We start from the raw sequence: 17,627 nt of genomic DNA, 5'->3' as shown, positions 1-17,627 counted from the left end.
CTCCAGGGAAAAATCGTCGGAAAGCGCACGGTCTGTATAATGGCCCGCTCAACGGGTTCGGCCAAGCCATCTCTATGCTGCAAATTATTCTTCGTCGCATCGTCAAAGCCCTGCTGTGGTTCGCCGCGGGCAGCTTTCTGGTGGTTTTGGTCCTGCGCTGGATACCGCCACCGGGCACCGCGCTGATGGTCGAGCGCAAGGTTGAATCGTGGTTCGACGGCGAGCCCATCGACCTGCAACGCGACTGGGAACCGTGGAACAAGATCTCCGACAACCTGAAGATTGCCGTGATTGCCGGCGAAGACCAGAAGTTTGCGGAACATTGGGGCTTCGATGTTGAAGCGATTCAGGCCGCCATTCTGCACAATGAACTAGGCGGCTCGATCCGTGGCGCCAGCACCCTGAGCCAGCAAGTGTCGAAAAACCTGTTTCTTTGGTCGGGTCGCAGCTACCTGCGCAAAGGCCTGGAAGCCTGGTTCACCATGCTCATCGAACTGCTGTGGTCCAAGGAGCGCATCCTTGAGGTGTACCTGAACAGCGTCGAATGGGACGAAGGCGTATTCGGCGCCCAGGCCGCTGCGCAACACCACTTCCGCACCAACGCCAGCGCCCTCTCCGCGCAACAGGCCAGCTACCTCGCCGCCGTTCTGCCCAACCCACGACAGTGGAGCGCCAGCCACCCCGGCAGCTACGTCTCCCGCCGCGCCGGCTGGATTCGCCAGCAGATGCGCCAGCTGGGCGGGGATGAGTATTTGCAGGGGTTGAACAACAGCCGTCGGTGGTGAGGGTTGCGCTCTGTTTCAACGGCCTCTAGCTCCCTACGCGCGAGCATGGGGGCCGGGGGCTTTTGGAGCGACCGGGGCGGCGATCCGCATTGTTCGCGAAGGCATTGTTTTGAACGCCAAATCTTCTGCGACTGTACGGCCCCCTTCGCGGACAAGTCCGCTCCCACCGCGAAGCGTCGCACGATAGTTGATATACAAATAAAAACGCCCCGATCATCTCGGGGCGTTTTTCGTTGCCGGGTAGCCTTACGCGGCGATCGACGTCTTGAGCTTGTTCATCGCGCTTTTTTCCAGCTGACGAATACGCTCGGCAGATACGTTGTACTTCTGCGCCAGGTCGTGCAGCGTGGCCTTCTCTTCTGCCAGCCAGCGCTGGTAGAGAATGTCGCGGCTGCGCTCGTCGAGTACGTCCAGCGCCTGATGCAGGTTGGCGGTGGAGTTGTCGGTCCAGTCGGAGTCTTCCAGTTGACGCGCCGGGTCGTAGCGGTGGTCTTCCAGATAATTGGCTGGCGACTGGAACGCGCTGTCGTCATCCGCTTCGGCTGCCGGGTCGAAGGCCATGTCATGGCCGGTCAGGCGGCTTTCCATTTCGCGGACTTCTCGCGGCTCGACGCCCAGGCTTTCGGCGACGCGATGTACTTCGTCGTTGTTCAGCCAGGCCAGACGTTTCTTCTGGCTGCGCAAGTTGAAGAACAGCTTGCGCTGCGCTTTGGTCGTGGCAACCTTGACGATGCGCCAGTTGCGCAGGATGAACTCGTGAATCTCTGCTTTGATCCAGTGCACGGCAAACGACACCAGACGCACGCCCATTTCCGGATTGAAGCGCTTCACGGCCTTCATCAGGCCGACGTTGCCTTCCTGGATCAGGTCAGCCTGCGCCAGACCGTAACCCGAATAACTGCGAGCGATGTGCACAACAAAGCGCAGGTGGGCGAGGACCATTTGTCGGGCCGCGTCCAGATCCTGCTCATAGTAGAGACTCTCAGCCAGTTCACGCTCCCGCTCGGGCGTCAGCAATGGAATGCTGTTGACCGTTTGCACATAGGCCTCAAGGTTTGCACCCGGGACTAAAGCATAAGCAGGTTGCAAAGAAGTGGTCATACGAAAAAACCTCCAGCGCACATAGGATGTGCAGTTCAGCACTAGCCAGATTGACTCGGAACCGCTAACCAAGTTCCTTGATTGTCAAAAGCCGATCTGGTGAAACATTATTTTAGGCCTTATCGGGGCGCCAGCTCACGCAAGTGACGGGCGACCGCAATCCAGGCACCGATATACCCTAACAGAACCGCTCCAAGCAAGAGCGAAAAACCATCGGCCAGCGGTACGCCAGCCAGTGCAAAGTCGCTACCGTACAAGCCTGCCAGCCCGATGACTGCACCATTCAGCCAGTCCAGGCCATACGCCAGAACGCCCCAGGACAGGATTCCCGCCCCGAAACCATACAGCGCGCCCATATAGAGGAAGGGTCTGCGCACGTAGCTGTCAGTACCGCCCACCAGCTTGATGACTTCGATTTCGGTGCGACGGTTTTCGATGTGCAGACGTATCGTGTTACCAATGACCAACAGCAAAGCCGAGACCAGCAGAACCGTCAAGCCGAAAACGAACCGATCACCCAGTTTGAGGATCGCCGCCAGTCTTTCGACCCAGACCAGATCCAACTGCGCCTGCTCCACTTTCGGCAGGCCGGCGAGCCGGGTGCGCAAGGCTTCCAGCGCGGGCTTGTCCACTTCGTCCGGCGTGACCAGCACCACGCCCGGCAGCGGATTCTCTGGTAATTCTTTAAGTGCCTCGCCCAGACCGGACTGTTGCTTGAACTCGCTCAACGCCTGATCGCTGCTGATGTACTCGGCATCTGCCACACCGGGCATCGCCTTGATCTCGTCGCGCATCCGTGTGCCGTCGGCAGCGCTGGCATCCAGATTCAGGTAGATGGATATCTGCGCCGCTCGCTGCCATGAACCGCCAAGACGCTCGACGTTGCTCAGCAGCAACGACAGCCCCATGGGCAAGCTCAGGGCAATCGCCATGACCAGACAGGTGAAGAAGCTGCCGATCGGCTGCTTGCCCAGACGACGCAAGCTGTCCACCAGACTGGAACGATGGCTTTCCAGCCAGGCCGACAACAGCATGCTGAAGTTCGGGCCGTCATCGTCGTGATCTTGACGCTGCTTGTTCTTTTTCGGCGGCAACGGGTCGGCCGCTTTGGGCGCGACGCGCTCCGAAACCTTGGGGCTACGTGTAGCACTCATACTCCGGCCTCCCCGTCACCGATCAAGCGACCGCGTTGCAGAGTCAGCATGCGATGACGCATGCGGGCGATCAACGCCAGGTCGTGACTGGCGATCAGCACGCTGGTCCCCAGTCGATTGATGTCTTCGAACACGCCCATGATTTCTGCTGCCAGACGTGGATCGAGGTTACCGGTCGGCTCATCCGCCAGCAGCAAGGCCGGGCGATGGACGATGGCGCGGGCGATACCGATGCGCTGTTGCTGGCCGGTGGACAGGTCACCGGGGTACAGCTCGGCCTTGTCGGACAAGGCCACGCGATCCAGCGCCGAATCGACCCGTTTGGCGATCTCTGGCTTGGACAGGCCGAGGATCTGCAACGGCAAGGCGATGTTATTGAACACCGTGCGATCAAACAGCAACTGGTGATTCTGAAACACCACACCGATCTGGCGGCGCAAAAAGGGGATCTGCGCATTGCTGATCTGCCCAAGGTCCTGACCGGCCAGCATCAGTTTGCCGGTTGTCGGGCGCTCCATGGCCAGCAACAGGCGCAGCAGCGTGCTTTTGCCCGCACCGGAGTGACCGGTGACAAACAGAAACTCGCCGCGACGTACTCGAAAGCTCAGTTCATGCAACCCGACGTGTCCATTCGGATAGCGCTTACCGACCTGCTCGAATCGAATCATGGACGCTCCCGCTCCGCAAACAGAGCCTGAACAAAGGGTTCGGCTTCGAAGGTGCGCAGATAGTCGATCCCTTCACCTACACCGATGTAGCGAATTGGCAGGCCAAACTGCTTGGCCAGGGCGAAAATCACACCGCCTTTGGCTGTGCCATCCAGTTTAGTGAGCGCCAGCCCGGTCAGGGTGACCGTCTGGTTGAATTGTCTGGCCTGATTGATAGCGTTTTGACCAGTACCGGCGTCAAGCACCAGCAGGACTTCATGAGGGGCGTCGGCGTCGAGTTTGCCGATCACGCGGCGCACCTTCTTCAATTCCTCCATCAGGTTGTCTTTGGTGTGCAGGCGACCGGCGGTGTCGGCGATCAACACGTCGATACCACGCGCCTTGGCAGCCTGCACGGCATCGAAGATGACCGAAGCGGAATCGGCACCGGTGTGCTGGGCAATGACCGGAATATGGTTACGTTCGCCCCACACCTGCAGTTGCTCGACAGCGGCAGCGCGGAACGTGTCGCCCGCTGCCAGCATGACCTTCTTGCCTTCCAGCTGCAGCTTCTTGGCCAGCTTGCCGATGGTCGTGGTCTTGCCTGCGCCATTGACGCCCACCACCAGAATCACGAACGGTTTGTGCTCGGCCTTGATCACCAGCGGCTGCTCGACCGGCTTGAGCATCGCAGCCAGCTCACCTTGCAACGAGGTGTACAAAGCCTGCGCGTCGGTCAGTTGCTTGCGGGCGACCTTCTGGGTCAGGCTCTGAATGATGACCGAGGTGGCCTCGACGCCCACGTCTGCGGTCAGCAGACGGGTTTCGATTTCCTCCAGCAGGTCATCATCGATGGCTTTTTTGCCGAGAAACAGGCTGGCCATACCTTCGCCGATGCTGGCGCTGGTTTTCGACAAGCCTTGTTTGAGGCGGGCAAAGAAGCCGACCTTGGTATTTTCGGGCTCCTGAACCGGGGCCGGTGCAGGAACGGGCGCCGGAATGGCATCCTGAACGGGTGGCACGACTACAGGAGCAGGTTCTGGCTGGCGGGGCGCTGGCTGGACCGGTTCCAGCGCGGACATACTGGCCGGAACGCTCTCGACTACAGGCTCGGAGACAACCGGTACAATCTCGACCGGCTCAGCCACTTCGGGCTCGGCGCCCTTATAAAAGTGGGTCTGCTCCGGGAGCACCGGGACGACATGCGGTGCGCGGTCATCACGGAGTGCCACCGGTTCTTCCGCAACCGGCAAGGTCAGCCACGGCTGCGGCGACGGCTCACCTGGCTCGACCGGCGCTTGCGGTGCAGCAGCGGCGCCTTCAGCTACCGTTTCCGGCACAGACGGCGAGGCGACAGAAGGCTCTGCCTGCGGCGTCGTTTCGACAGTCGGTTCAGGCTGCGTCGGGGTCGACTCGGGTGGCGTTGGCTCGGCTTCCTGCGGCTTCTTGCGCAGCCATCCGAACAGGCCTTTCTTCTCTCCAGCCGCAGCTGGGGTCTTCTTGTCGTCGTTGGAACCAAACATGGAGGACGGCTATCTCAAGGTTGCGGAACGCCAGAGGGCGACCCGGAAAAATTTTGACATGCAAAACAGACTGCATTCAGGACGTCTTGTTCACTCAGCGGCCGCTTGTGCAGCTACCTTTACCTGCGTTTCAGACAGGTTTCACTCGCAATCGGCCAGTGAAGGCTGTCTCTGAAGCAAACGGATCAGTATCCTAACACCCCCGCGCCCGCCGACGCTAAGTTCACGCGGGCCGTCTTACAGGTTCGAACTACGAATGAATGCTCTAGCCCGCCGCGCCGCAGGCCTGCTGCTCAGCACAGTTTGTCTGCCATTGACAGCACTGGCTGCTGATCCGCAACCGACCCGTGAATTCACCCTCGACAACGGATTGAAAGTCGTTGTCCGCGAAGATCACCGCGCACCGGTGGTCGTTTCCCAGATCTGGTACAAGGTCGGCTCCAGCTACGAAACGCCGGGCCAGACCGGTCTGTCCCATGCGCTTGAACACATGATGTTCAAAGGCAGCAGCAAGACCGGACCGGGAGAATCCTCGCTGATTCTGCGCGATCTGGGTGCCGAAGAGAATGCTTTCACCAGCGATGACTACACCGCCTACTATCAAGTGCTGGCCCGTGACCGCCTGAGCGTGGCGCTGGAGCTGGAAGCCGATCGCATGGCGACGCTGAAGCTGCCGCCCGACGAGTTCAGTCGCGAAATTGAAGTCATCAAGGAAGAGCGTCGCCTGCGCACCGATGACAAGCCGATGGGCAAGGCCTTCGAACGTTTCAAGGCGATGGCCTACCCGGCCAGCGGCTATCACACGCCGACCATCGGCTGGATGGCGGACCTGGAGCGCATGAAGGTTGAAGAACTGCGCCATTGGTATGAATCCTGGTACACCCCGAACAACGCCACGCTGGTGGTGGTCGGTGATGTGCAGGCAGATGAAGTCAAGGCGCTGGCAGAACGCTTCTTCGGGCCGATCCCGCGCCGCGATGTGCCGCCCTCGAAAAAACCGCTCGAGCTGGCCGAACCCGGCGAGCGCAAGATCACCCTGCACGTCAAAACCCAGCTGCCTAGCCTGATTTACGGCTTCAACGTGCCGAGCGTCGCGACCGCTGAAGATCCACGCTCGGCCAACGCCCTGCGTCTGATCGCCGCCCTGCTGGACGGTGGCTACAGCGCCCGCATTCCGGCACGACTGGAACGGGGCGAAGAACTGGTCTCCGGTGCCTCGTCGCGTTATGACGCCTTTGCCCGTGGCGACAGTCTGTTCATGATCAGCGCCACGCCGAACATGCAAAAGAAGAAGACCCTGGCCGATGTCGAAGCTGGCATCTGGCGCCTGCTCGATGATTTGAAAACCAAGGCACCGTCCGCTGAAGAACTTGAGCGCGTCCGCGCCCAGGTGATTGCCGGCGTGGTGTACGAGCGCGATTCGATCACCAGCCAGGCGACCATGATCGGCGAGCTGGAAACCGTCGGCCTGTCCTGGAAACTGATGGACAAGGAGCTGGAAGACCTGCAGAGCGTGACCCCGCAGGACATTCAGAAAGCTGCCAATACCTACTTCACCCGTGAGCGCCTCAGCGTTGCGCACGTTTTGCCTGAGGAGAAAGCCAAATGATCAAGCGCAATGCTCCACGTCATGCGCTGCTCGGCCTGATCCTGGCTAGCTCGCTGGGGGCCTTCATTGCCCAGCCGGTGCTGGCCGATAACGCCGCTGTTGCCGAACCAGCCCAGACCACGCCGACACTGGGCAGCAACCTGCAAACCCTGAAAGAACTGGATGGCAAGGCGCCCGCCCGCCGTGCGCTGAACATCCAGACCTGGAACACCGCCGAAGGCACCAAGGTGCTGTTCGTCGAGTCCCGCGAGCTGCCGATGTTCGACATGCGCCTGATCTTTGCCGCTGGCAGCAGCCAGGACCAGAAATCACCCGGCATCGCCCTGCTCACCAATGCCATGCTCAACGAAGGCGTGAAAGGCAAGGACGTCAGCGCCATCGCTCAGGGCTTTGAAGGCTTGGGCGCAGATTTCGGCAACGGTTCCTATCGCGACATGGCCGTTGCCTCGCTGCGCAGCCTGAGTGCGGTCGACAAGCGTGATCCGGCCTTGAAGCTGTTCGGCGAAGTGGTCGGCAAACCGACCTTCCCTGCCGACTCGCTGGCGCGTATCAAAAACCAGTTGATCGACAGCCTCGAAAGCCAGAAACAGAGCCCGGCCGCTATCGGCAACAAGGCGCTGTTCGAGCGTCTGTATGGCGATCATCCTTATGCTCACCCGAGCGAAGGTGATGTCAAAAGCATCAATGCCATTACGCTTGCCCAGCTCAAGGCCTTCCACAGCAAGGCTTATGCGGCGGGCAATGCGGTCATTGCGCTGGTCGGCGACCTGTCACGGGATGAAGCGCAAGCCATCGCCGCGCAGGTTTCCGCTTCGCTGCCAAAAGGTCCGGCGCTGGCCAAGGTGGCCGATCCGGTCGAGCCCAAGGCAGGCCCTACGCACATCGAGTTCGCTTCCAACCAGACCCACCTGATGCTCGCGCAACTGGGCATCGACCGTAACGATCCGGATTACGCAGCGCTGACCGTCGGTAACTCGGTACTCGGCGGCGGTGGCTTCGGCAGTCGCCTGATGACCGAAGTGCGTGAGAAACGCGGCCTGACCTACGGCGTCTCGTCCGGTTTCACGGCCATGCAAGTCGCCGGGCCGTTCATGATCGGTCTGCAAACCCGTGCGGAAATGAGCGAAAACACCCTCAAGCTGGTGCAGGACATCGTCCGCGATTTCCTCGCCAACGGTCCGACCCAGAAAGAACTCGATGACGTGAAACGTGAGCTGACCGGCAGTTTCCCGCTCACCGCCGCCAGTAACTCGGCCATCGTCGGCCAGTTGGGCGCTATCGGCTTTTATGACTTGCCGCTGACTTACCTGGAAGACTACATGACCGCCGCGCAGAGCGTGACGGTCGAACAGGTCAAAGCGGCGATGAGCAAGCATCTGAGCGCCGACAAGATGGTCATCGTCAGCGTTGGCCCGACGGTGGAGCAAAAGCCGCTGCCCGCGCCGACCGACAAACCTGCTCGCCAACCTGTAGGGGTCCCGGAACACTGATGGCCAATCCACGTCCGAAGGGCCATAACGGCCTGGGTCAGCTTCGTATCATCGGGGGGGAATGGGGCAGCCGCCGCCTGACCTTCCCGGACGCCCCCGGCCTGCGCCCGACGCCGGATCGCGTGCGCGAAACGCTGTTCAACTGGCTCGCGCCGCACATTGCCGGCGCCAAAGTGCTGGATGTCTTCACCGGCAGCGGCGCGCTGTTTTTCGAAGCCCTGTCGCGTGGCGCCAGCATGGGCCTGGCGCTGGACAACAACGCAGCGGCCATCGCCAGCCTGCGCCAGAACCTCAACGCCCTGAACTGCACCAGCGGCCAGGTTTCCCAGACCGACGCTCTGCGCCATCTGGAAACCGCTGTCGCAACGCCTTTCGACCTGGTCTTCCTCGACCCGCCCTTCCACCAGGGCTTGCTGGCCTCCGCCTGCAACCTGCTGGAAACCCGAGGCTGGCTGGCCGACACGGCCTGGATCTACACCGAAAGCGAAACCCCGCCATCGACCACCGGCCTGCCCGGCAGTTGGCGATTGCACCGCGAGAAAAAGGCTGGTCAGGTGTATTACGCGTTGTGGCAGCGGGGGTAATCAGGGCTCACAGACTTCTCATGGAAGTCTGTGAAGTTTCACTGCGCTGATAGCTGTGAATGTCTGTCAGACAGCTCTACTTACGATCAGATCGAGCCCAGGGACTCTACAGGTCTCGTCCACTACAAAGCCCGTTAAGCCGTAGGGTTTCAACGCCATATCCAGCTTCATCTTCAAACGAGCTGCCAGACGACCATAATCTCGAGCTGACCATGTAAGAAGCAGAACAATTACCAACCCCTGGCCACTTCTGGCTGGCGCTGTGTAGGAAGACAGCTCGCCATCGATTTCCCTGTGTGCCACTACAACAGATACCAATGTATCTCGAAACTTCTGCATGACCTCATCGATAATAAACAGCTTCCGTCGCTGTACTTTCACTTGCGCCGCAAATGCCTGAGCATCAAGCCATTGTTTGGCCGTCACCACCGAGACCGGTAGGGTTTCTGACATTCTTGGCAAGTTGTCCGGCTCGTAACCAACGCAGTCCTTAATCTCTATCCACCAATGGCTATTTTCTTTTGCAGCAAGAATATCCATGCCTTTGAGGCTTCTCTTCATGCGTTCGGTGTACCAGAGAGTCTCGTCGAACTTGATGACCTGCCAGTCATCAGGAAATGAAAATGTTAACGTGCCTTCAACTACATCAGCCATTGGCAATATCAAGCTCACGATCGTACTGAGCAAGCTCCTCATCCAGCATGACCAACTTTGAAAGGCCATCCAGCGCATCGGCTTGCTCGACTGAAACTCCCTCCGCACCGTCCTCTCTTTTAAGCCCCCAGTACTGAAGTGGAAAAGGCTTTTGCCTGGAGAGCAGATCAAGCTCCTTGAGCAGGAAGAAGCTGTGTGTCGCGATGAATACTTGAACACCCTGACTGGAAAGCGCATGTATCACGCTTGCCACCAACCGGATCAAACGCGGATTAAGATTCGCCTCTGGCTCATCCCAGAAAAGATACCCTTTGTCGAGAACAGAGCCTGTGGCAATCAGGCGGGCCAACATCGCCAGTTTTCTAAGCCCCTCCGCTACCAGCGGCATTTCCATGGATCCGCTGCCCGGGATGTTCAAATAAAAACGCCCGTTGTTATCCAGAACAACTTTCCCGCCCAGTGCCTGCTCGATCGGCTCCAATATTTGAGCGGCCCATTTCTCCCGCGACCCCTTCAAGGTCGGGGAGCCAAGATGCAAGCATGTGTCTCGCCAGGTCTCCTCGAATTCAAGGTAGTGCCCCTCATAAACAGAGACAAAGCCGGGGAAAATTGTCAGCAGTTCCCGAGTCGGCAGATAGAGCGGACTCTGCTCATCCCATTTTTCGGAAAGCTTTTCTATCTGGACATCCGTTTTAGCGCTCGTCGCAAAACTGATACGGGTATCAAGAGCGCTTTGATCGAACGTCAATGAAATTTCGCACCTGCCACGACCCTGCTTGCGGCGTGCCAGTCTGCCAACCGATTCAGGCCTGAAAACACCTGTCAGTTTTTCCGCATAGGCTTTCTGCAGATAGGTCTTGGTGGGCTCTGCCACGCTGCCCTTTTTTGCCGCCTCGGCACTAGTGGCGATCAGTGCATAGGCAACCTTGAGCAAGTGGGTTTTACCCATGCCATTTTCCCCGACGATGACATTGAGACCGGGGCTACAGATGAGGTTCAGCTCTCGGAAAACCGTGAGATTTTTAACGCTCAGGGTCTTGAGCATCAGAGGTTTCCTTTATGCGTGTATTCAGAGAGCGCACAGTATCGCCTGACTGAGGTGATGTGTAGTACTCGATACCTTGAAAGCGCTCATATTTGTGCTTTATCCGCTCAAGACCAAATTCGTGCAGGCATTAAAGATTCGTCTTACGCTGCAGCCGTTGACTCGGCTCAAATGCCGCAGTTTTAATTTGTTGGGCAATGGCACCTCTACCGGACTCACCAAATGCCCGAGAACTGCCCCCATGGAAATGTTTGTCCTCCCCGTCCGGGGGAAATCCTCCTGAAGAGGTCATTCCCCCACTTACATCCCGGCCCACTTAGTGGCAACGTATCGCGCCAGCCCTTGAATTGATCGTCGAGCAATACCGTGCCTACACGCGCCACTTTTCTGTCCCATGCACACCCTTTCACTCCGGCTACCGGGATGAGCAACCCGCATCTGCAAACCCTGTGGGGACCGCTGTTACGCAAGCCGACGCTGCTGGCGCGGACGCGCGAGCGGTTGTGGCTGAAGGACGGGGACTTTCTGGACATGGACTGGCACGGACCGGATGCAGCCGATGCGCCGCTGGTGCTGGTGCTGCATGGCCTGACCGGGTCGTCCAACTCGCCCTATGTCGCGGGGCTGCAAAAAGCCATGGCGGCGCGGGGCTGGGCCAGCGTGGCGCTGAACTGGCGGGGCTGCTCGGGCGAGCCGAATCTGCTGTCACGCAGTTATCACTCCGGGGCCAGCGAGGATCTGGCTGAAGTGATCGCCCACTTGAAAACAAAGCGCCCGTTGGCAAAGCTGTACGCCGCCGGCTATTCGCTGGGCGGCAATGTGCTGCTCAAATACCTGGGCGAAACCGGCAGACACAGCGACTTGCTGGGTGCGGTTGCCGTGTCAGTGCCATTTCGCCTGGATGAATGCGCCAACCGTATCAGCCAGGGCTTTTCCAAGGTTTATCAGCGGCATTTCATGCGCGCAATGCTCGCCTACGTTCGCGAAAAACAGCAGCGCTTTCAGCATGAAGGGCTGACCGAAGGGCTCGCCGAGCTGGCAGCCCTCGGCTCGCTGGAGAACATGCGCACGTTCTGGGACTTCGATGGCCGAGTGACCGCGCCGCTGCACGGTTTCGCGGATGCCACGGATTATTACCGCAGAGCGTCCAGCCGCTACTACCTGGGGCAGATCGAGACGCCGACGCTGATTATCCAGGCCAGTGACGACCCGTTCGTCTTCCCTCACAGCCTGCCCGAACCGAGCGAGCTGTCGTCCTGCACCGAATTCGAACTGCATGCCAAAGGCGGACATGTCGGTTTCGTCGAGGGCTCGCTGCGCAATCCGGGCTATTACCTCGAACGGCGCATTCCCCTGTGGTTAAGCGCTGCCCACGAGCGCAACGCCCACGCTTAATCGGCGCCAGTGGCGACTTCTCGGGACGGGTCGGTGATCCACTCGCTCCATGAGCCCGCATACAGCGTCCCCAACGGATAACCGGCCAGACACAGAGCGAACAGGTTGAGGCACGCCGTCACGCCCGAGCCGCAATAGGACACCAGGCTTTCCGGCGGGCGACCTTGCAGCTTTTCAGCGAACCGCTGCCTGAGCTGTTCGGGTGGCAGAAAGAGCCCGTCCGGCCCGAGATTGTCGCTGCACGGCGCACACTGCGCGCCGGGAATATGCCCGGCCACGGGGTCGAGAGGTTCTACGTCGCCGCGAAAACGGGCTTCGGCGCGGGCGTCGATCAAGGTCATTTCCGGACGTCCGAGACGCCCCTGCAATCGGCTGGCGCTCAGCAACAGCGACATGTCCGGTTCACTGCGGAACTGTCCGGGAGCATGGCTGGGCGCGTCGAGACTGAGCGGTAGCCCCGCCGCGTGCCAGGCTTTCAGGCCACCATCGAGCAAGTACACGCCCTCGCGCTTGCCCAGCCAGGCCAGCAACCACCAGGCACGGGCGGCAAACATGGCGGGGCCGTCGTCATACAGCACCACATCGCTGTCAGCGTTGATGCCCCACGCCTGAAAGCAGTGCAGCAAGGCGTCCGGGTCCGGCAACGGATGGCGTCCGGTCTTGCCCTTGACCGCAGGCCCGCTAAGGTCGCGCTTCAGGTCGGCAAATGACGCACCTTCGATATGCCCCTGCGCATAGCTGCGCTGCCCGTAATCGGAGTCTTCCAGGGCAAAACGGCAATCCAGAATCACCAGCCCGGGACGTTTCTGGCGGGCGACCAGCTGCTGCGGGCTGATCAGTTGCGCGATAGACATGACACACTCCTGCGACAGAAAACCTGCTAATCAGGCCGCTGAACGACCCGTAAATTCACTCCAGAATCTTTGGCAGCGACGCATGAAACGTTGCGCACAAGGCGTCGAACGCTTCACGGGCCTGCGGTGCGACAAAGGAGGATTCGAGCATAAGCACCTGATAGACACCGCGTCGAATCGCTTCGTCGTTCACGTGCGTGGAATTTTCACGATTCGTGCACAGGAAACGCACCCATGATGTCAACACGATCCAGGTGTTGAGGCTGGTCCACTCGATCTGCGACTCCTCCATTTTCAGAATGCCCGCCTTGATAAACCCGCGATAGAGTGTCATCGCCTGCATCAGACAGCGATACGAGAAGCGCCGATAGCGCGCTGCCAGCTCGACGTCCGAGGTCAGCAGGTGCTCGAGATCGCGATGCAGAAAACGGTAGCGCCACATGGCATCGATAATCGCCAGAAAATAATCGCGCTTGTCTTCCATGGTCGGCGGACGGTCGGCGGGTAAGGTCAGAAAGCTGCCCACCAACATTTCGTACTCCCGAAACAGCTCGGCAATGATCACCTGCTTGTTGGCGAAGTGGTAATAGAGATTGCCGGGCGAGATGTCCATGTGTGCAGCGATATGATTGGTGGTCACGCTGCGCTCACCCTGCTGGTTGAACAGCTCCAGGCTGGTTTGCACGATTCGTTCACGGGTTTTGGTACGGGGTGCCATGCTGGGCCGGGCCGCTCTGCTGAGGAGATGGTGGCGATAGTAGCGCAAGCGTTTGGGCAACGGGATAGGCCAGCAGTGGCAAATCGACATAACGCCTGACCTGCAAACTATTACCGTATTTAACAGATTAATATCAGAACGTCAGATACCCCCACAATCAGGGCATTTCGTGCGAAACATGGCCGATAATCGGCACAATACGATCTTCAGCGCATGTCGGGCAGCTTGGCCCGTCGGGAAGGCTGCGATACCATCCGAGTCCCACAACGGACTCCGACCAGGACGACGCGATGAACCGAGTGTTGTACCCAGGCACCTTCGACCCTATTACCAAGGGCCATGGAGATCTGGTCGAACGCGCCTCGCGCCTGTTCGACCAAGTGGTCATTGCCGTTGCCGCCAGCCCGAAGAAAAACCCGCTGTTCCCGCTGGAACAACGGGTCGAGCTGGCTCGCGAGGTCACCAAGCACTTGCCCAACGTGGAAGTCGTCGGGTTTTCCACGCTTCTCGCGCATTTTGCCAAGGAGCAGAATGCCAACGTCTTTCTGCGCGGTCTTCGTGCAGTGTCGGACTTCGAATACGAGTTCCAGCTGGCCAACATGAACCGCCAACTGGCACCGGACGTCGAAAGTCTGTTCCTCACACCGTCCGAGCGTTACTCGTTCATTTCCTCGACGTTAGTGCGTGAAATCGCTGCATTGGGCGGAGATATCACCAAGTTCGTCCACCCTGCCGTCGCTGATGCGCTGACTGAGCGCTTCAAACGCTAAGCCCTGACGCTGCAAGTCAAGGTGCATCCCGAGGCCTAATGCGGCACAATTCGCCGCATTGGTTTTCATATGCCCCGGCGTCGGCTGCGGCAGGAGCAATTCATGTCCCTTATCATCACTGACGATTGCATCAACTGCGACGTCTGCGAACCCGAGTGCCCGAACGAGGCGATTTCACAAGGCGAAGAGATCTACGTGATCAACCCGAACCTGTGTACCGAATGCGTGGGCCATTACGACGAGCCACAGTGCCAGCAGGTCTGCCCGGTCGACTGCATTCCGCTGGACGAAAATCACGTCGAAAGCAAAGAGCAACTGATGGACAAGTACCGGATCATCACCAGCAAGGCCTGATCCTTTATCGCTGCTTTGCGTATCCGTCACCGGTGCAGCCCAGGCAGCGCACAAAGGCCGCCTTGCCCGGATCGACCACCAGCGCCTTGCCCGTCGCCCCGAGGTTGCCGCCCGCGGCCGCAAATGGCGAAGCGATCACGAACAGACCGGTGCCGATAACCGTCGCCACGATCAGCAGTGGCCTGGCAATGAGCAGGTCACCGATCATGGCGTAGGCCGGCGGATTCTGGATGGCATAGACCGGGTCACCACTGCCTTCGTTGACGTCGCCCGCGATGGCGGGCATCGCCTGCAAGCCTACGAACAACGCCAGCGTGGCAGCAAGAATACGAAACAGGCTCATGGCGTGGTCCTTCAGGCGTAGCGAATTGAGGTGCCATCACTATAAACAGGGATGGGGGTAACGCAAGTGGCCCAAGGTCTACGGTCCGGGTATTTCAGCGCTGGCACTTCGGGCAGTAGACGCTGGCACGCTGGCCCAGCTTGATCTCGCGTAGCGTCGTCCCGCACACCTTGCAGGGCTGCCCGCCACGGCCATAGACAAACAGCTCCTGCTGAAAGTACCCCGGCTTGCCGTCGCCGCCGATGAAATCCCGTAGCGTCGTGCCGCCGCGCTCGATGGCGTAGGCCAGAATGCGTTTGATCTCTATCGCCAGTTGCAGATAGCGCGCCCTGGAAATGGTTTTGGCCTCGCGACGCGGATCTATGCCCGCCGCGAACAGTGCTTCGCTGGCGTAAATATTGCCCACGCCCACAACCACAGCGTTGTCCATGATGAACGGCTTGACGGCAATCGATTTGCCACGCGAGCGCTCGTAGAGCCGCTCGCCGTCGAACAGATCGGTCAGCGGTTCCGGCCCGAGGCGAATCAGCAGTTCATGGTTGTGCGGATCATGACTCCAGAGCATCGCGCCGAAACGACGCGGATCGGTGTAGCGCAGGGCCAGACCCGACTCCAGTTCGATGTCGACATGCTCGTGCTTGAGGGCCGGCAAGCCGGCTTCGACCAGACGCAAGTTGCCGGACATGCCCAGATGACTGATCAGGGTGCCGACCTCGGCCTGGATCAACAGGTACTTGGCGCGCCGCTCAACCTGCACAATGCGCTGCCCGGACAGGCGCACATCCAGGTCTTCGGGGATCGGCCAGCGCAGACGACCATCACGGACAATGACGCGGCTGACACGCTGACCTTCAAGATGCGGCGCAATGCCCCGGCGGGTGGTTTCGACTTCTGGTAATTCAGGCATGGATAACTCGGTCGTGCGGAAAGAAAAGCCCGGCGGTGCGCAGGATCAGCGCGCACCCAGTTCGCGAATGCTTTCCCTCAGGTATTCAAAGTCGTATTCGGACAGCGCAACGTAATCGAGCACCAGCGGCCCGACACTCTCCCACTCGTGATCGACATCCTGACTGCCCAGAACACGATAGGACTGACAGATATGTTCGGCCATTTTCAGCGGCGCCAGCAGGTTTTTGAGCGTGGGATCGCGGCTGGAGTCGTCCTGGAAAATTGCCAATGCATTGTGATGATTGGCGATGGCGTTGGTGACATGCTCCGGCAGACGCCAGGATTTGGCGGTGTAATAACCCACCACCGAATGATTGGTGTCGTACGCACGATTTTCGGTGTCGACAACACGGCAGTCAGGCCCGGCATTGGCGTAGGCGTCTTCCAGCACCGTCATGTAATTGGGGAAGCGCTTGAGCATCAGCGGGATGCCACAGTCATGAAACAGGCCCAGTGCGTAGGATTCATCGACGGTCTGCGAGCCGATGCGCTTGGCCAGCGTCAGACTGGTCATTGCCACGTCCTGCGCCGTATCCCAGAAACGGTTCAGGGCGACGATGGTCTCGTCCGTCATCTCGCCCCGTATCGACTGCGCGTTGATCAGGTTGATCACGGTCCGACTGCCCAGCAGGTTGACTGCCTTCTCGATCGAGGCGATCTTGCTGGACAGCCCGTAGTGCGCCGAATTGACGATCTTCAGCAGCGCTCCGGACAGCCCCGGGTCTTGCGCAATCAAGCGCGCAATGACGCCCAGATCCGGATCAGGCATGTATTGTTCCATCTGCAGATCCACCATGATCTGCGGCTGGGGCGGCACGCTGATGCCCTGCAATGCCAGCTGTATCTGCTCGGAGGTAAGCTCTTCGGACATAGGTATTCACTCGCGATAATGGCTGGATTCTCCGCTCTTGAACGTGAACGGTCCATCTCCACCGACGAAGATTTTCTCGGAACTTTGGCGTGCGTACAGCTTCGGGCCCTGTGTACGTGGCGCAGACGGCAGCCTCATAAAGGCTCGCCGTGCGCCATTCATGAAGCCTGACACTGGAGGATCCCATGTCCAAAGCACTGACTGGCAAGCGCATCGCAATTCTTGTAACCGACGGTTTCGAGCAGGTCGAATTGACCGGCCCCAAAGAAGCCCTGGAGCAGGCAGGTGCCACCGTGGAAATTCTTTCTGCAGGAGAAGGCCAGGTCAAAGGCTGGAATCACGACAAACCGGCTGACGACTTCAACATCGACCGGACCTTCAAGGCGGCCAATGCCAGCGACTATCACGGCGTGGTCTTGCCGGGCGGCGTGCAAAACTCCGACACCATTCGCACCGACGTCGACGCACAGCAGTTGGTCAAGGACATTGATGCGTCCGGCAAACCACTGGCGGTCATCTGTCATGGCGGCTGGCTGCTGATTTCTGCAGGCCTGGTCAAAGGCAAGACGCTGACCAGCTTCAACTCATTGAAAGACGATCTGGTCAACGCCGGTGCCAAATGGGTTGATCAGGAAGTTGTAACGGACGGCACGCTGATCAGCAGCCGCCAGCCTGATGACATCCCGGCCTTCAACAGCACGCTGATTGAAGCGCTGTCTGCATAATACATCGCGTTAATCGTCGTCATCCCGGTGCACAACCGGGATGACGCGCTATAATCC

General features: G+C 59.5%; 19 protein-coding genes. 8 read left to right on the top strand and 11 right to left on the bottom strand.

Annotated elements, in window-relative coordinates; all coding sequences use genetic code 11:
- The first annotated feature begins 74 nt into the window (after positions 1-74).
- Positions 75-785 (top strand): monofunctional biosynthetic peptidoglycan transglycosylase, encoded by a 711-nt coding sequence (mtgA, locus tag ABJ99_RS03240; RefSeq protein ID WP_054084583.1) that lies wholly within the window; start codon positions 75-77, stop codon positions 783-785.
- Between the two features lie 246 nt (positions 786-1,031).
- Here mtgA and rpoH read toward each other — a convergent pair whose 3' ends face one another.
- The 4 genes from rpoH to ftsY form a co-directional block, all read right to left on the bottom strand.
- On the bottom strand, positions 1,032-1,886 hold the full coding sequence (rpoH, locus tag ABJ99_RS03235) for an RNA polymerase sigma factor RpoH (protein ID WP_003402233.1): 855 nt from the start codon (positions 1,884-1,886) through the stop codon (positions 1,032-1,034).
- Between the two features lie 119 nt (positions 1,887-2,005).
- Complete coding sequence (gene ftsX, locus ABJ99_RS03230; RefSeq protein ID WP_054084582.1) at positions 2,006-3,040, bottom strand: permease-like cell division protein FtsX; 1,035 nt, start codon at positions 3,038-3,040, stop codon at positions 2,006-2,008.
- Positions 3,037-3,708: a cell division ATP-binding protein FtsE gene (gene ftsE / locus ABJ99_RS03225; RefSeq protein WP_007248099.1), complete on the bottom strand. Its 672-nt coding sequence runs from the start codon at positions 3,706-3,708 to the stop codon at positions 3,037-3,039. Before ftsE ends, ftsX begins: the two co-directional genes overlap by 4 nt.
- Positions 3,705-5,210 (bottom strand): signal recognition particle-docking protein FtsY, encoded by a 1,506-nt coding sequence (ftsY, locus tag ABJ99_RS03220; RefSeq protein ID WP_054084581.1) that lies wholly within the window; start codon positions 5,208-5,210, stop codon positions 3,705-3,707. The genes ftsE and ftsY overlap by 4 nt, the downstream gene beginning before the upstream one ends.
- Before the next feature lie 256 nt (positions 5,211-5,466).
- On the opposite strand from ftsY, the gene ABJ99_RS03215 reads away from it, so the two are divergent.
- From ABJ99_RS03215 to rsmD, 3 genes are read left to right on the top strand one after another with little or no spacing between them, the layout of a single operon-like run.
- The gene (locus ABJ99_RS03215) at positions 5,467-6,819 is read left to right on the top strand and encodes a M16 family metallopeptidase (protein WP_054084580.1); all 1,353 of its coding nucleotides are present in this window, start codon (positions 5,467-5,469) and stop codon (positions 6,817-6,819) included.
- Positions 6,816-8,309 carry a M16 family metallopeptidase gene (locus tag ABJ99_RS03210; protein ID WP_054084579.1) on the top strand — a complete coding sequence of 498 codons (1,494 nt, stop codon included), beginning with the start codon at positions 6,816-6,818 and terminating at the stop codon, positions 8,307-8,309. Before ABJ99_RS03215 ends, ABJ99_RS03210 begins: the two co-directional genes overlap by 4 nt.
- A complete protein-coding gene (gene rsmD / locus ABJ99_RS03205) occupies positions 8,309-8,893 on the top strand; it encodes a 16S rRNA (guanine(966)-N(2))-methyltransferase RsmD (protein WP_054084578.1) in 585 nt (194 codons plus the stop codon). Before ABJ99_RS03210 ends, rsmD begins: the two co-directional genes overlap by 1 nt.
- Positions 8,894-8,959: 66 nt before the next feature.
- On the opposite strand, the gene ABJ99_RS03200 is transcribed toward rsmD, so the two are convergent.
- Together ABJ99_RS03200 and ABJ99_RS03195 are read right to left on the bottom strand one after the other, a co-directional pair.
- Positions 8,960-9,547, bottom strand: a complete 588-nt coding sequence (locus ABJ99_RS03200; protein ID WP_054084577.1) for a hypothetical protein — start codon at positions 9,545-9,547, stop codon at positions 8,960-8,962.
- Positions 9,540-10,592: an AAA family ATPase gene (locus tag ABJ99_RS03195; protein WP_054084576.1), complete on the bottom strand. Its 1,053-nt coding sequence runs from the start codon at positions 10,590-10,592 to the stop codon at positions 9,540-9,542. The genes ABJ99_RS03200 and ABJ99_RS03195 overlap by 8 nt, the downstream gene beginning before the upstream one ends.
- 366 nt (positions 10,593-10,958) lie before the next feature.
- Here ABJ99_RS03195 and ABJ99_RS03190 point away from each other — a divergent pair, with 366 nt between their 5' ends.
- Entirely contained in the window at positions 10,959-11,987 is a 1,029-nt protein-coding gene (locus ABJ99_RS03190) for a hydrolase (RefSeq protein WP_080377988.1), read from the top strand.
- Here the strand turns inward: ABJ99_RS03190 and ABJ99_RS03185 are convergent.
- Together ABJ99_RS03185 and ABJ99_RS03180 are read right to left on the bottom strand one after the other, a co-directional pair.
- A complete protein-coding gene (locus ABJ99_RS03185; protein ID WP_054084574.1) occupies positions 11,984-12,841 on the bottom strand; it encodes a sulfurtransferase in 858 nt (285 codons plus the stop codon). The genes ABJ99_RS03190 and ABJ99_RS03185 overlap by 4 nt on opposite strands.
- Positions 12,842-12,896: 55 nt before the next feature.
- Positions 12,897-13,559, bottom strand: a complete 663-nt coding sequence (locus tag ABJ99_RS03180) for a TetR/AcrR family transcriptional regulator (RefSeq protein WP_054084573.1) — start codon at positions 13,557-13,559, stop codon at positions 12,897-12,899.
- Between the two features lie 290 nt (positions 13,560-13,849).
- Here ABJ99_RS03180 and coaD point away from each other — a divergent pair, with 290 nt between their 5' ends.
- Positions 13,850-14,329, top strand: coding sequence for a pantetheine-phosphate adenylyltransferase (gene coaD / locus ABJ99_RS03175; protein WP_054084572.1), 480 nt, complete (start codon positions 13,850-13,852; stop codon positions 14,327-14,329).
- A 102-nt stretch (positions 14,330-14,431) separates the two neighbouring features.
- Positions 14,432-14,683 carry a YfhL family 4Fe-4S dicluster ferredoxin gene (locus ABJ99_RS03170; RefSeq protein WP_003316325.1) on the top strand — a complete coding sequence of 84 codons (252 nt, stop codon included), beginning with the start codon at positions 14,432-14,434 and terminating at the stop codon, positions 14,681-14,683.
- A 4-nt stretch (positions 14,684-14,687) separates the two neighbouring features.
- On the opposite strand, the gene ABJ99_RS03165 is transcribed toward ABJ99_RS03170, so the two are convergent.
- The 3 genes from ABJ99_RS03165 to ABJ99_RS03155 form a co-directional block, all read right to left on the bottom strand.
- Positions 14,688-15,026 carry a hypothetical protein gene (locus ABJ99_RS03165; protein ID WP_054084571.1) on the bottom strand — a complete coding sequence of 113 codons (339 nt, stop codon included), beginning with the start codon at positions 15,024-15,026 and terminating at the stop codon, positions 14,688-14,690.
- Positions 15,027-15,120: 94 nt separating this feature from the next.
- A complete protein-coding gene (mutM, locus tag ABJ99_RS03160; RefSeq protein ID WP_054084570.1) occupies positions 15,121-15,933 on the bottom strand; it encodes a bifunctional DNA-formamidopyrimidine glycosylase/DNA-(apurinic or apyrimidinic site) lyase in 813 nt (270 codons plus the stop codon).
- Positions 15,934-15,978: 45 nt separating this feature from the next.
- Positions 15,979-16,791 carry an HDOD domain-containing protein gene (locus ABJ99_RS03155; protein ID WP_174518453.1) on the bottom strand — a complete coding sequence of 271 codons (813 nt, stop codon included), beginning with the start codon at positions 16,789-16,791 and terminating at the stop codon, positions 15,979-15,981.
- Positions 16,792-17,030: 239 nt separating this feature from the next.
- On the opposite strand from ABJ99_RS03155, the gene ABJ99_RS03150 reads away from it, so the two are divergent.
- On the top strand, positions 17,031-17,570 hold the full coding sequence (locus ABJ99_RS03150) for a type 1 glutamine amidotransferase domain-containing protein (protein WP_054084569.1): 540 nt from the start codon (positions 17,031-17,033) through the stop codon (positions 17,568-17,570).
- Positions 17,571-17,627: the final 57 nt, after the last annotated feature.

Origin of the sequence: Pseudomonas syringae pv. cilantro (assembly GCF_001293775.1) — a bacterium.
GTDB lineage: Bacteria > Pseudomonadota > Gammaproteobacteria > Pseudomonadales > Pseudomonadaceae > Aquipseudomonas > Aquipseudomonas syringae_P.
Note: the sequence above shows the minus strand (reverse complement) of the source record. Positions and strands in the feature narration are given on the sequence as shown.

Excerpts from the sequence above, each read along its gene's own strand:
- ftsE (WP_007248099.1), bottom strand. The coding sequence starts at position 3,708 with ATGATTCGATTCGAGCAGGTCGGTAAGCGCTATCCGAATGGACACGTC.
- ftsX (WP_054084582.1), bottom strand. The coding sequence starts at position 3,040 with ATGAGTGCTACACGTAGCCCCAAGGTTTCGGAGCGCGTCGCGCCCAAA.
- ABJ99_RS03180 (WP_054084573.1), bottom strand. The coding sequence starts at position 13,559 with ATGGCACCCCGTACCAAAACCCGTGAACGAATCGTGCAAACCAGCCTG.
- ABJ99_RS03200 (WP_054084577.1), bottom strand. The coding sequence starts at position 9,547 with ATGGCTGATGTAGTTGAAGGCACGTTAACATTTTCATTTCCTGATGAC.
- ftsY (WP_054084581.1), bottom strand. The coding sequence starts at position 5,210 with ATGTTTGGTTCCAACGACGACAAGAAGACCCCAGCTGCGGCTGGAGAG.
- ABJ99_RS03150 (WP_054084569.1), top strand. The coding sequence starts at position 17,031 with ATGTCCAAAGCACTGACTGGCAAGCGCATCGCAATTCTTGTAACCGAC.
- mutM (WP_054084570.1), bottom strand. The coding sequence starts at position 15,933 with ATGCCTGAATTACCAGAAGTCGAAACCACCCGCCGGGGCATTGCGCCG.
- rsmD (WP_054084578.1), top strand. The coding sequence starts at position 8,309 with ATGGCCAATCCACGTCCGAAGGGCCATAACGGCCTGGGTCAGCTTCGT.
- ABJ99_RS03170 (WP_003316325.1), top strand. The coding sequence starts at position 14,432 with ATGTCCCTTATCATCACTGACGATTGCATCAACTGCGACGTCTGCGAA.
- ABJ99_RS03210 (WP_054084579.1), top strand. The coding sequence starts at position 6,816 with ATGATCAAGCGCAATGCTCCACGTCATGCGCTGCTCGGCCTGATCCTG.
- coaD (WP_054084572.1), top strand. The coding sequence starts at position 13,850 with ATGAACCGAGTGTTGTACCCAGGCACCTTCGACCCTATTACCAAGGGC.
- rpoH (WP_003402233.1), bottom strand. The coding sequence starts at position 1,886 with ATGACCACTTCTTTGCAACCTGCTTATGCTTTAGTCCCGGGTGCAAAC.
- ABJ99_RS03215 (WP_054084580.1), top strand. The coding sequence starts at position 5,467 with ATGAATGCTCTAGCCCGCCGCGCCGCAGGCCTGCTGCTCAGCACAGTT.
- ABJ99_RS03165 (WP_054084571.1), bottom strand. The coding sequence starts at position 15,026 with ATGAGCCTGTTTCGTATTCTTGCTGCCACGCTGGCGTTGTTCGTAGGC.
- ABJ99_RS03185 (WP_054084574.1), bottom strand. The coding sequence starts at position 12,841 with ATGTCTATCGCGCAACTGATCAGCCCGCAGCAGCTGGTCGCCCGCCAG.
- ABJ99_RS03195 (WP_054084576.1), bottom strand. The coding sequence starts at position 10,592 with ATGCTCAAGACCCTGAGCGTTAAAAATCTCACGGTTTTCCGAGAGCTG.
- mtgA (WP_054084583.1), top strand. The coding sequence starts at position 75 with ATGCTGCAAATTATTCTTCGTCGCATCGTCAAAGCCCTGCTGTGGTTC.